This window comes from Terrabacter sp. P2_E3, assembly GCF_056403915.1.
In genome coordinates this window covers 136,174-148,565 of the sequence record NZ_JBFUEN010000003.1, presented here as the reverse complement: position 1 = coordinate 148,565, position 12,392 = coordinate 136,174, and the positions used below count along the sequence as shown (strand labels likewise).

General features: G+C 74.6%; 10 protein-coding genes. 8 read left to right on the top strand and 2 right to left on the bottom strand.

Annotated features, from left to right (window positions below; translation table 11 throughout):
- Positions 1–65: 65 nt before the first annotated feature.
- A complete protein-coding gene (locus AC1DW8_RS03925; protein WP_478092044.1) occupies positions 66–1,343 on the top strand; it encodes an MFS transporter in 1,278 nt (425 codons plus the stop codon).
- Positions 1,312–3,501, top strand: coding sequence for an acyltransferase family protein (locus AC1DW8_RS03920; RefSeq protein WP_478092042.1), 2,190 nt, complete (start codon positions 1,312–1,314; stop codon positions 3,499–3,501). Before AC1DW8_RS03925 ends, AC1DW8_RS03920 begins: the two co-directional genes overlap by 32 nt.
- Here AC1DW8_RS03920 and AC1DW8_RS03915 read toward each other — a convergent pair.
- Positions 3,491–4,183: an SDR family NAD(P)-dependent oxidoreductase gene (locus tag AC1DW8_RS03915; RefSeq protein ID WP_478092039.1), complete on the bottom strand. Its 693-nt coding sequence runs from the start codon at positions 4,181–4,183 to the stop codon at positions 3,491–3,493. The two genes, AC1DW8_RS03920 and AC1DW8_RS03915, sit on opposite strands and share 11 nt — an antisense overlap.
- Positions 4,184–4,327: 144 nt before the next feature.
- On the opposite strand from AC1DW8_RS03915, the gene AC1DW8_RS03910 reads away from it, so the two are divergent.
- From AC1DW8_RS03910 to AC1DW8_RS03885, 6 genes are all read left to right on the top strand, one after another.
- On the top strand, positions 4,328–4,582 hold the full coding sequence (locus AC1DW8_RS03910; protein ID WP_056774975.1) for a MerR family DNA-binding transcriptional regulator: 255 nt from the start codon (positions 4,328–4,330) through the stop codon (positions 4,580–4,582).
- A 71-nt stretch (positions 4,583–4,653) separates the two neighbouring features.
- Positions 4,654–5,961 (top strand): SWIM zinc finger family protein, encoded by a 1,308-nt coding sequence (locus tag AC1DW8_RS03905; RefSeq protein WP_478092035.1) that lies wholly within the window; start codon positions 4,654–4,656, stop codon positions 5,959–5,961.
- Positions 5,958–7,478 carry a DUF5691 domain-containing protein gene (locus AC1DW8_RS03900; RefSeq protein ID WP_478092033.1) on the top strand — a complete coding sequence of 507 codons (1,521 nt, stop codon included), beginning with the start codon at positions 5,958–5,960 and terminating at the stop codon, positions 7,476–7,478. Before AC1DW8_RS03905 ends, AC1DW8_RS03900 begins: the two co-directional genes overlap by 4 nt.
- On the top strand, positions 7,475–8,572 hold the full coding sequence (locus AC1DW8_RS03895) for an ATP-binding protein (RefSeq protein ID WP_478092031.1): 1,098 nt from the start codon (positions 7,475–7,477) through the stop codon (positions 8,570–8,572). Before AC1DW8_RS03900 ends, AC1DW8_RS03895 begins: the two co-directional genes overlap by 4 nt.
- Positions 8,573–8,591: 19 nt before the next feature.
- Positions 8,592–10,802 (top strand): DUF5682 family protein, encoded by a 2,211-nt coding sequence (locus AC1DW8_RS03890; RefSeq protein WP_478092028.1) that lies wholly within the window; start codon positions 8,592–8,594, stop codon positions 10,800–10,802.
- The gene (locus tag AC1DW8_RS03885) at positions 10,799–11,965 is read left to right on the top strand and encodes a VWA domain-containing protein (protein WP_478092026.1); all 1,167 of its coding nucleotides are present in this window, start codon (positions 10,799–10,801) and stop codon (positions 11,963–11,965) included. Before AC1DW8_RS03890 ends, AC1DW8_RS03885 begins: the two co-directional genes overlap by 4 nt.
- On the opposite strand, the gene AC1DW8_RS03880 is transcribed toward AC1DW8_RS03885, so the two are convergent.
- Entirely contained in the window at positions 11,958–12,371 is a 414-nt protein-coding gene (locus AC1DW8_RS03880; protein WP_478092024.1) for a RidA family protein, read from the bottom strand. The genes AC1DW8_RS03885 and AC1DW8_RS03880 overlap by 8 nt on opposite strands.
- Positions 12,372–12,392 lie beyond the last annotated feature (21 nt).

Sequence of the window (12,392 nt, the reverse complement as noted above, 5' to 3'; positions counted from 1 at the left end):
ATCGTATGGGTCGGGCCTCTGGCATGCATTGGTGCGCACGACCTGACCGACCTAGCGTCGAACGCATGACCTGGGCCGGACACCTCCCCGCGAGCCGCGAGTACCGCCGCATCCTCGTCGGGCTCGGTGCCGCCGGCATCGCGACGTTCGCGCAGCTCTACTCACCGCAGGGGCTGCTGCCCACCCTCGCGCGCGGCCTCGAGGTCAGCCCCGCCGACGCGGCCCTGTCGGTCTCGCTCGCGACCCTCGGCGTCGCCGTCGCGGTGCTGCCGTGGTCGTGGATCGCCGACCGCGTCGGTCGGCTGCGCGCCATGCAGGTGGCCATCATCGCCTCGACCGTGCTCGGCGTCGCCGTCGCGCTCGCGCCCGGGATCGAGGCCCTGCTCGCCCTGCGCCTCGTCGAGGGGATGGCCCTCGGTGGGCTGCCCGCGCTCGCCGTCACCTACCTCCACGACGAGGTGCACGCCCGCCACACGGCAGCGGCTGCGGCTGCCTACATCTCCGGCACGACGATCGGTGGTGCAGCCGGGCGGCTCATCGCCGGACCGCTCGCGGGCGTCGTCGGCTGGCGCCCGGCCCTGCTCACGGTGGCCGCCGTGTGTGCCGTCGCGTCGGTCGTCTTCCTGCGGCTCATGCCGCGGGCGCGTGGCTACCGACCGACGACCGCAGCCACCGCGCGGACCGTCGTGGACGGCATACGCACGAGCCTGCGGGACCCGGCGCTGCTGGCGCTCTACGGCCAGGGGGCCCTCCTCATGGGCGGCTTCGTCGCGGTCTACAACTACCTCGCCTTCCGGCTCGAGGGCCCGGAGTTCGCGCTGCCTGCGACGGTCGGGTCGCTGATCTTCGCCGCGTATGCCGCCGGGACCGTCAGCTCGCGCCTCACCGGCCGCTGGGTGCCGCGTCTCGGGCGGCGGCGCGTGCTCGCCTCGGGCACCGTGACCATGGCCGTCGGCGCCCTGTTCACGCTGTCGGGCGCGCTGCCCGTCGTCGTCGTCGGCCTCCTCGTCCTCACGGCCGGCTTCTTCGCCGCCCACGCGACGGCCTCCGCCTGGGTCGGCGCCCGGGCGACGACCGGGCGCGCCCAGGCGACCGCGCTCTACAACGTCGCCTACTACAGCGGGTCCGCCCTCGTCGGCTGGCTGCTCGGCTACGCGTGGTCGGGACCCGGCTGGCGCGCCGTCGTGGGCGCCGTGGTCGTGCTCGCCGCGGTCGCCCTGGCGCTCGCCCTGACCGCGCTGCCCGGCCGCGATCGGATCGGCACCGGCGTTACGGTCTCCCCGGAGGCTCGCGCGGTGCATGCTGTCCCGCATGAGCGACGGTCCGGTGGGGGGACCGCGTAGGGCGGACATCCAGGGCCTCCGGGCCGTGGCCGTGACCGCCGTCATCGCCTTCCACCTCTTCGGCTGGCCGAGCGGCGGCTACCTCGGGGTCGACGCCTTCTTCGTCGTGTCCGGCTTCGTCATCACCGGGGTGCTCGTCCGCGAGCGCGACCGCACGGGACGGATCTCGTTGCGCGCCTTCTGGATCCGCCGGGCCCGACGGATCCTGCCGCTCGCGCTGCTCGTCATCGCCGCCGTCGTCGCCATCACGCCGTGGGCGTGGGCGGGCGCCAAGGTCGCCTCGATCCACACGGACGCCCTGTGGGCGATGCTCTTCGCCGCGAACTGGCACTACGCCGCCCGCGCCGACACGTACTTCGATACCGGCTCGGCGCCCTCGCCGCTCCTGCACTACTGGTCGCTGGGGGTCGAGGAGCAGTTCTACCTCGTGTGGCCGCTGCTCGTCGTGCTCGTCGTCGCCGTCGCGGGAGGTGTGCGCCGACACCGGGTGGCGATCGGCAGCCTCGCGGCGGCCGTCGGCGTCGCGTCCCTCGTCTGGGCAGCCGCCTCGACCTCCTCCGACCCGACGACCGCCTACTTCTCGACGCTGACCCGCGCGTGGGAGCTCGCGCTCGGCGCCGCGCTCGCCACCGTGCCCCGGTATGCCGTCCGGCTGGCTCCCGCAGCCCGCACCGCGCTGTCCTGGGCGGGGCTCGCGACGGTCGTGACGGCATACGTCCTCGTCACGCCGGGCACGGGCATCCCCTGGCCGGCGGCGCTCGGGGTCGCCGTCGGCACCGTGCTCGTGCTCGTCGCCGGGATCGGTGCGCCGGCACCGGGAGCGGTGCTGCTGACGAACCCGGTGAGCGGCTACGTCGGCGACATCTCCTACGGGCTCTACCTCTGGCACTTCCCGCTCGTCGTGCTCGCCCCGGTCGTGCTCACGACCACGGGCGCGACGAGCGCGGCGATCGTCCTCACGGCGACGCTCGCGCTGGCCGTCATCTCGCACCACCTCGTCGAGCGACCGGTTCTCGACGCGCCACGGGTGCGGCGTCGCAGCATGGTGGCCGCCGCCCTGGCGCTCGTGCTCCTCGTCGTCGGGGTCGGCGGGGCGGCGTCGGCCCGACCCGACCTCTTCGCGGGTGGCACCGTCGTCGCGGCCGACGACCCCGATGGCGCCGTCCCACCTCCGGAGGGCGAGGTGCCCGCGCCGACGGCGCCGACCCCCGAGCCGACGCCCACCGCGACGACCAGCCCACCGACCCGGACGACGCCCCCCGTGCCGACCCCCACGCCGACGCCCACGTCCAAGAGCTGGACGCCGATCCCACTGGGCGCCAGCGGAACCCGCATCCAGGACGGACTCCGGGGCGCCCTCGCGTCGGGGTCGTGGCCGACCGACCTCAACCCCTCACCCGACCAGTGGCAGACGACCGCCGACCAGCGCGCCGCGATGAGCGCCTGCACGGCGACCGACGCCGAGGACCCCGAGTCGTGCACCTTCGGCAACCGCGCCGGGCCCGAGATCATCGTCTACGGCGACTCCATCGGCTTCCCGCTCCTCGCGACGGTCGAGAAGGCCTACGGCAGGACCTACAAGGTGCGCGGCATGACGAAGATCGCCTGTGCCGTCAACGGCGTCGACGCAAACTACGGCAAGGACGAGTGGGCGCTCCCCTGCGTCGACCACCGGAAGATGGTGCTCGACTACGTGCGGAAGGTGAAGCCGAAGGTCCTCATCATGACCGAGACGTACTCGTGGGCCGTCCGCCTCACGTCCCACGCGAAGGGCGCGGCCTCGGCGAAGGAGTGGCTGGCCGCCGACCAGGCGTTCGTCGACGCGGTGCGCGGGAGCGTCGGCACCGTCGTCATCGTCGCGCCGTCGATGCCGGGCGTCGCGTTCCTCGACTGCTACCGGCCGGGTGGGTCGCCGGGACGGTGCGTCACCGGCATCCCGACGTGGTGGGCGCGCACGCGCGACGTCGAGAAGAAGGTGCAGCACGCCGTCTTCGTCGACACGACCCACTGGTACTGCGTCGACGGACGGTGCCCCATCTTCACGACGACGACCGGGACGGTGCTCAAGGGCGACTACCTCCACACGTCGGTGCAGTACGCCCGCCAGCTCGCCCCCGACCTCGCCCATCTGCTCAGGGCCTCCGGCGTCAGGCTGTGAAGGCCGTCGACGGGAGGTCGCGCTCCTCGTCGGCGAGGGCCCGCACGACGCGCTCGGCGACGGCGTCGGGGTCGAGCCCCTGCGGCAGCCTCGGCGCCTCGCCGGCGACCGGTCGGGTCGCCAGACCCGTCTCGGTGTGCGGCGGACGGACGTCGAGGACCCGGATGCGTCGCCGCCGCAGCTCGGTCGCGAGAGCCGCGTCGAAGGCGGTGAGGCCCGCCTTCGCGGCACTGTAGGCCGCCATCCCGGGCATCGCCTTCTCGGCGACGACGGCGCTCACCTGCGCGAGGAAGCCACCCTCCGGGATGACCGCGAGGGCGGCACGGGCGAGGCGGATCGGCGCGACGAGGTCGAGCAGGAGCACCTCGTCGAGCGTGTCGTCGTCGAGGTCCTCGACCGTGCCGAAAGCGACGACACCGGCCGCGTTGACGACCCCCGTGAGGGCTGCGTCCCCACTCGCGGCACGCACGACCGAGGCCGGTCCGTCGGGCATCGTCAGGTCGGCGGCGACGACTGTCACGACGGCGGTGCCGAGCTCGTCGGCGAGCGCCTCCAGACGGGCTCCGTCCCGACCGGACACGCTGACCCGGGCGCCGGACGCCACGAGACGCCTCGCGATCGCGCTGCCGAGGCCGCCGGTGGCGCCGAGGACGAGGACGTGCGCAGAGGCGAGGTCGGTCACCCGGCCATCATCACCCGGCGAACGGCCGGCCGGAAGGTGCGCCCCGGGTCGCTCGGTTCGCCGACGGACGGCTGCGAAGGTGGGTATGTTGTGGTCGATCGCGCGTCGGGGGACGCAGCGCACAGGGGACACGGGGGCAGCACCATGGCGACAGCACACTCATCCGGCCGCGGGCACGACGGTGACGACCGGGAGCTCATGGCTCCGCACGAGGTCGCCCGGATCTTCCGGGTCTCTCCGGCCACCATCACCCGCTGGGCCCGGGTCGGCCTGCTGACCTCGACCCGGACGCCCGGCGGCCACCGGCGGTTCGAGCGCGCCAGCGTCATGGCCCACCTGGAGCGGCTCGTGCGCGAGGGTGACGCGGACCGCAGCCGAAGCTCGACCGGCGACGCCTGACCGCACGCGGCGACACGGCATACGGCGCTCCGCCCACGGGTGTGGGGGGTGTCGGTCATGATGTGCGAGTCATGACGCGATGGACTTCCCAGCAGGTGGCCGGTCTGGCTCCCGACGCCTCGTCGCTGGCCGCTGCCCGGAGGCTCGCGCGCCCCGGGCCGTGGTCCGACACCGGCTCCACCGAGACGTTGCTCTGGGGCAAGTGCCAGGGCTCCGGCAAGACGCCCTACCAGGTGAGCATCGACCTCACCGGGCCCGCGTTCCGGTGCTCGTGCCCGAGCCGCAAGTTCCCGTGCAAGCACGGGCTCGCGCTCCTGCTCCTCTGGGTGGACGGGTCGGGGTCCGTCGCCGAGGCGACCGAGGTGGCCGGGTTCGCCCAGGAGTGGGCCGCCGAGCGCTCGGCCCGGGCCGAGGCGAAGGCCGCCGGGGACGCCGCCCGCCCGGCGAGGACCCCCGACCCCACAGCCGCGGCAAAGCGCCTCGAGGAGCGGCTCGCCCTCATGGACGACGGCATGGACGACTTCGCGCGGTGGCTCACCGACCTCGCGCGCAGCGGCACGGCAGCCGCACGGCACCAGTCCTACGCGTGGTGGGACGGCACGGCCGCGCGCCTCGTCGACGCCCAGCTGCCCGGACTCGCCGACGACGTGCGCTCGGTCGGAGGCGCCGTGAGCGGTCGCCCCGACTGGGCCGAGCGCCTGCTCGTCGCGCTCGGTCGCTGGTGGACCGCCACCCGGGCCTGGTCCGGACGCGAGTCCCTCGACGAGGCCCGGCTCGGCGACCTGCGCGCCTACCTCGGCTGGTCGACGAGCACCGAGTCGGTGCGCGGGGCCGACGCCGTGACCGACCGCTGGCTCGTCCTCGGCGCGCACCGCAGCGACGACGGCCGCCTCCAGCAGCAGCGCACGTGGCTGCGCGGGAGCGCCACCGGCGAGACGGTGCAGGTGCTCGACTTCGCGGCCGGGGGCCAGGTGCTGCCGGTCGCGCGCGTCGTCGGATCCGGGCTCGACGCGACGCTGGCCCGCTACCCGGGTGCCGCCGTGCGGCGGGCCCTCTTCGTCGACGAGCCCACCGTCTCCGACGGCGACGTGCGTATGCCGTCCGGCGCGTCCCTCGAGGACGCGCGGTCGGCGGCGGCCGAGGCCTGGGGCCGCAACCCGTGGGCGCGCCGCATCCCCGTCGTCCTGTCCGACGTGCGCGTCGGAGTCGACCGGGTCGTCGACGCGGACGGTGCGAGCGTCTCCCTGACCGACGACGCCGACGTGTGGTCGCTGCTCGCCCTGACCGGCGGCGGACCGGCGCGCGTCTTCGGCGAGCTCGAGGAGACCCGCCTGCGGCCGCTCACCGTCGTGCTCGACGGCGAGGTGGTCGGGCTGTGAGCGACCTCGACACGTGGTGGCGCGACGTCGGCAACGCCGCGCTGCTGGGCACGGCGCGCCGGCCGGCGCCCCCGCTGCCCGACCTCGGGCGGGCCGGTGTCCTGGGACGTTCCGGCGAGTCCTCCCGCGAGGAGGCCCTCCTCGACGCCGCCGCGCTGGGCGGCGCGGCCCTGCGCGCGGGGCGCCGGCTCGACCACGCCGACCCACCGGAAGCCGCCCCCGACGACCGTCGTCCCGTGGCCCCGCGCCGGGCCGTCCAGCTGCTCGAGCTCGTCATGACCCAGCCTCCGGCCGGGGCCCAACAGCGTAGCGCCCTGCTCGCGCACTGGCTGGGTGCCGCCGACGACGCCGGCTGCCGGGTGCCGCACGCCCTGCTGCCGACGCTGCTCGCGCTCGCCACCGGGGCGCGCGAGCTGCGGCGCCCGACGGCCGCGGTGCTCGACGAACGGGGCCGATGGCTCGCCGGGCTGCGCGACGAGTGGTCGTGGGTCGCCGACGCCTCCGCGGGCGCCGAGGCCCGCACCGCCTCGCGCCGGACCGGCGCCGCGCCGCGGGCCGACGACTGGGCCCGCCTGCCCTCGACCGACCGGGTCACCGTGCTCACCGGTGTCCGGGCTCACGACCCGGCTGCGGCGCGCGAGCTCGTCCGCTCCACCTGGGCCACCGACGCGGCGCGCGACCGACGCGCACACCTCGACACCCTGCGCATCGCCCTCGGCCCCGACGACGAGCCGCTCCTCGAGGACGCTCTCGACGACCGGGCCGCCAGTGTGCGTGAGCTGGCGGCCGAGCTGCTCGACGCCCTCCCGGACTCGGCACGCGCCGCTCGCATGGCCGCGCGCCTGCGACCGCTCGTCCAGCGCACCGGCCTGCTCGGTCGCGGCGTCGAGGTGCGGCTGCCCGACGAGCCGGACGACGCAGCCGTGCGCGACGGCCTCGGCAAGCCCCCGCTGCGCCGCTCCGCCCGCGGCTGGTGGCTCGAGCAGCTCTGCGCCGGCGCCCCGCTCGAGCTCTGGGCCGAGCTGACCGGCGCGGGTCCGGTGGCGACGGTCAAGCGCCTCACCGACGCGCAGGCGACGGACGCCCTGGCCGGCATACGCCGTGCCGTGCGAGTCCGACGCGACCCCGAGTGGGCGGCGGCGCTCCTCGACGGCGGCTGGGACCCGACGCTCGTGCCCGCCCTTCCGCGTGAGTTGCGTGAGCGAGCCGTGCTGAGGCGCGTCGACGCGACGCGCACCAAGCCGCACCACGCGGCCGCCGTCATCGCGGCCGTCGAGCCCCCGTGGTCGGCCGACTACAGCGTCGCCCTCGTGTCCCGGCTCCGCGCCGCACCCCAGGGCTCGGCGATCGTCGTCGCGACGATGCCCTACCTCGTCGCCGGGCTGCACCCCGCCGCGCTCGACGCCGTCGAGCGCTGGCTCGAGTCCAGCGGCGCCGACCAGACCCTGACGACCAACCTGCGCCACCTGCTCCAGTTCCACTCCGTCAAGCGATCGATCACCGAGGCCTTCAGATGAGCGAATCACCCTCTCCCACCACGGTCCTGCGCGCCCACGCCGAAGACGCGTATGCCGCCGAGCTGACCGCCCTCGCTGCCTCCGACGACCGCCCCCGCCCTCCGCGATGGAGGCTGTCGCCGTGGGCCGTCACGACCTACCTCCTCGGCGGCACGCTCGACGACGGCACCGAGATCACCCCGAAGTACCTCGGGTCACGGCGGCTCATGGAGGTCGCCGTCGCCTCGCTCGCCACCGACCGGGCCCTGCTGCTCCTCGGCGTGCCGGGCACGGCCAAGACATGGGTCAGCGAGCACCTCGCGGCCGCCGTCAGCGGCTCGTCGACGCTCGTCGTCCAGGGCACGGCCGGCACGCCCGAGGAGTCGCTGCGCTACGGCTGGAACTACGCGCGCCTGCTCGCCGAGGGGCCGACGCGCGGCGCGCTCGTGCCGAGCCCGGTCATGCGGGCCATGGAGACCGGGACCCTCGTGCGCATCGAGGAGCTGACGCGCATCCCGGCTGACGTCCAGGACGCCCTCATCACGATCCTGTCCGAGAAGCACCTGCCGATCCCCGAGCTCGACTCCGAGGTGCAGGCGCAGCAGGGCTTCAACGTCATCGCCACCGCCAACAACCGCGACAAGGGTGTCAACGACCTCTCGTCGGCCCTCAAGCGCCGCTTCAACACCCTCGTGCTGCCCCTGCCCGACACCCTCGCGCAGGAGGTCGAGATCGTCCGCACCCGCGTCGACTCGCTGGGCCGCTCGCTCGAATTGCCGCCCGGGCTCGAGTCCCTCGCCGAGATCGAGCGCGTCGTCACGATCTTCCGCGAGCTGCGCTCGGGGGTCACCGCCGACCACCGGACCACCGTCAAGTCGCCGTCGGCGACGCTGTCGACCGCCGAGGCCATCTCGGTCATGACCAACGGGCTGTCGCTCGCCGCCCACTTCGGCGACGGCATCGTCCGGGCCGACGACGTCGCGGCCGGCCTCGTCGGCGCCGTCGTCAAGGACCCGGTCCAGGACCGCATCGTCTGGCAGGAGTACCTCGAGACCGTCGTCAAGGACCGCACCGAGTGGACCGACCTCTACCGCGCGTGCCGCGAGCTCGGCTGAGCCCGTGAGCGTTCCTAGGGTGGACGTTCGTGTCGAGGTGCTCGGCGTCCGGCACCACGGTCCGGGCTCCGCACGCTCCGTCGGGCGCGCCCTCGACGAGCTGCTGCCCGACGTCGTCGTCATCGAGGGGCCGCCCGAGCTCGACGCGCTGATCCCGCTCGCCGCCGACCCCGACCTCGTGCCGCCGGTGGCCGGGCTCGTCTACGCCGTCGACGAGCCGAGGCGGGCGGCGTTCTACCCGTTCGCCGTCTTCTCCCCCGAGTGGGTCGCGCTGCGGTGGGCCCTCGAGCACGGGGTCGACGTCCGCTTCGCCGACCTGCCCGCGACGCACCACCTCGCCGACAGCGACGCCGAGGACGCTCCGCGTCGTCCGGGCCGGCGCCTCGACCCCATCTCGGCCCTCGCGTCGGCTGCCGGCTACGACGACCCCGAGCGTTGGTGGGAGGACGCCGTCGAGCACCGGCGCACGTCGTCTCTCGCCCACTTCGCCCACCTGCGCGAGGCGATGGAGGGGGTCCGGGGCGACCTCGAGGTCGACGACGACGCGCGGCGAGAGGCGTTCATGCGCAAGGTGATCCGTGCCGAGATGCGGGGCGGTCGCGAGCGCATCGCCGTCGTCTGCGGCGCCTACCACGCCCCGGCTCTCGACCCGGCATCCTTCCCGCCGGCCAGCCGTGACAACGCGCTCATGAGCAAGCTGCCGAAGATCAAGGTCGCCGCCACGTGGGCGCCGTGGAGCTCCGAGCGCCTGTCGTATGCCAGTGGCTACGGCGCGGGGGTCCGCTCGCCCGGGTGGTACCACCACCTCTTCGTCACCCCGGACGACGAGGTCGTGCCGTCGTGGTTCGTCCGCGTCGCCCGGGCCCTGCGCGGCCAGGACCTCGACGCGTCGACCGCCTCGGTCGTCGAGGCGACCCGCCTCGCGGGCGCGCTCGCCGTCGTGCGGGGCAGGCCGTCGGTCGGGCTCGCCGAGCTGACCGATGCGGCCCGGGCGGTCCTCACGGAGGGCTCCGACCTGCCCCTGCGGCTCGTCGACCGCACCCTCGTCATCGGTGAGCTGCTCGGGAGGGTGCCCGAGTCGACGCCGATGGTGCCACTGGCCGGCGACCTCGCCAAGCAGCAGAAGACCTTGCGGCTCAAGGCGTCCGCGACCTCGACGGTCGTGCAGCTCGACCTCCGCCGCGAGTCCCAGCTCGCCCGGTCGGTGCTGCTGCACCGACTCGCCGTCCTCGACGTCCCGTGGGGCACACAGGTCGACGCCGGCCGCACGACGGGCACCTTCAAGGAGGCCTGGGAGCTCGAGTGGACACCCGAGCTCGCCGTCGCCGTCATCGAGGCGAGCCTCCACGGCACGACGGTCCGCAGCGCCGCCGAGTCCCGCATCGCCGAGGAGGCGGGGGAGGCGGCCGACCTCCGCGTCCTCGGGCGGCTCATCGAGGAGTGCCTGCTCGCCGACCTGCCGGAGGGACTGCGCGCCGTCGTGGCCGCGCTGGCCGAGCGCACGGCCCGACAGCACGACACCCAAGCCCTGCTCGAGACCGTCGAGCCGCTCGCGCGGACGTGCCGCTACGGCGACGTGCGCGGCGTCGACGTCGCCGACGTGGCGCACGTGCTCCAGACCGTCGTCGTGCGTGCGTCCGTCGGGCTCCGCGCCGCGTGCTCGAGCCTCGACGACGACAGCGCGGCCGCCATGCGCACCGCTGTCGAGGCGGCGCACCGCGGTGTGGCGCTCGTCGACCGCGACGACCTGCGCGACCCGTGGACCGAGGCGCTCGTGAGCGTCGGTCGCGACGAGGTCATCCACGGCGCCGTCGCCGGACGCGTCAACCGGCTGCTGCTCGACGGCTCGCACCTCACGCACGACGAGGCGGCCGCGCGCCTGAGCCGCCGGCTCTCCCCCGGCACCCCGGCCCCGGCCGCCGCGGCCTGGCTCGACGGTTTCCTCACCGGCGAGGCGCTGCTCCTCATCCACGGCGACGACCTGCTCTCGATCATCGACGAGTGGCTCGTGGGTGCGTCCGAGGAGGCCTTCGAGGACCTCCTGCCCCTCGTGCGTCGCACGTTCTCGCGCTACCAACCCGCCGAACGCCGCCTCATCGGGACGCACCTGCGCGACCTCGCGAGCGGCACGCGTACGACCCCGTCGTCGACGGACTCGCTCGACCTCGACCGGGCGGCACCGGCGATCGCCGCGGTCGCCCGCCTGCTCGGGATGGAGGTGGCGTCATGACCGACCGCGACCAGCTCACCCGTTGGCGCCTCGTCCTCGGCGGCGAGCAGTCCGACGGCATCGGCGAGGGCGCGAGCCTCGACCCCGACGACCTCAAGCGCGACGAGGCCCTGCGCGAGCTCTACGACGGCGAGCGCCGTAGCGGTCTGGGGGCGTCGGCGCCGCGCGTCGCGCGCTGGCTCGGCGACATCCGTGGCTACTTCCCGTCGTCGGTCGTGCAGGTCATGCAGCACGACGCGATGGACCGCCTCGGCCTGACCCAGCTGCTCCTCGAGCCCGAGCTCATGGAGGCCGTGCAGCCCGACGTCAACCTCGTCACGACGCTCGTCGGGCTGGGCCGCGTCATCCCCGAGCGGTCGCGCGCCACGGCGCGGGCGGTCGTCCGCGTCGTCACCGACGAGCTCGAGGAGCGGCTCCGCTCCGAGACGGTCCAGGCCGTCTCCGGCGCGCTCAACCGGGCGTCACGCACCCGGCGCCCCAAGGCGTCCGACATCGACTGGAACCGCACCATCGCGGCCAACCTCAAGCACTACCAGCCCGAGCACGGCACCGTCGTGCCCGAACGGCTCGTCGGTCACGCCCGGCGGGCGCACCGGGTCGAGCGGCGGATCATCCTCTGCATCGACCAGTCCGGCTCGATGGCCGAGTCCGTCGTCTACTCCAGCGTCTTCGGCGCGGTGCTCGCCTCGCTCCGGTCGGTCGAGACCCGCCTCGTCGTCTTCGACACCGCCGTCGTCGACCTCACCGACGAGCTCGACGACCCCGTCGACGTGCTCTTCGGCGTGCAGCTCGGCGGAGGCACCGACATCAACCAGGCGCTCGCCTACTGCGAGGGCCTCATCGAGCAGCCGGGCGAGACGATCCTCGTGCTCATCAGCGACCTCTACGAAGGCGGCATCGCCGAGGAGATGGTCCGACGTGCATCCTCGATCGTCGCGTCCGGCGCGACGATGGTCGCCCTGCTCGCGCTCAGCGACTCGGGCCGGCCGAGCTTCGACGCCGACCACGCCTCGGCCCTCGCGGCCGTCGGGGTGCCGGCCTTCGCCTGCACGCCCGATCAGTTCCCCGACCTCATGGCGACGGCCATCGAGAAGCGCGACATCACGGCTTGGGCCGCGGCCAACGACATCGTCACGACCCACGAGGCCGAGCCGGCTACCTGAGCGCGGCGACGGCCTCGATCTCCACGAGCTGGTCCGGGTAGCCGAGGACGGTGACGCCGTGCAGGGTGCTCGGCACCTCGTGCTCGCCGAAGGCGTCGTGGACGACGGTCCACGCCGCCACGAGGTCCTCGCGGACGGCCGTCGCCACGAGGACGCGCGTGTAGGCGACGTCCCCCAGCGTCGCGCCGGCGGCCTCGAGAGCGGTCACGAGGTTGGCCACGCACTGCCGGGCCTGGGCTGCGACGTCGCCGGGCGCCACGGTCGCACCGGACTCGTCGAGGGGGCAGGCTCCCGCCGTGAAGAGGAGCCTGGCGCCGGCGTCGGTCGTCGCGGCATACGCGTAGGGCGCGGTGTCGGTGAGCGCGGCGGCCCTGATGAGGCGCACGGCGCTGGTGGGTCGGCTCATGGTCAGGACGCTAGTGCGCGA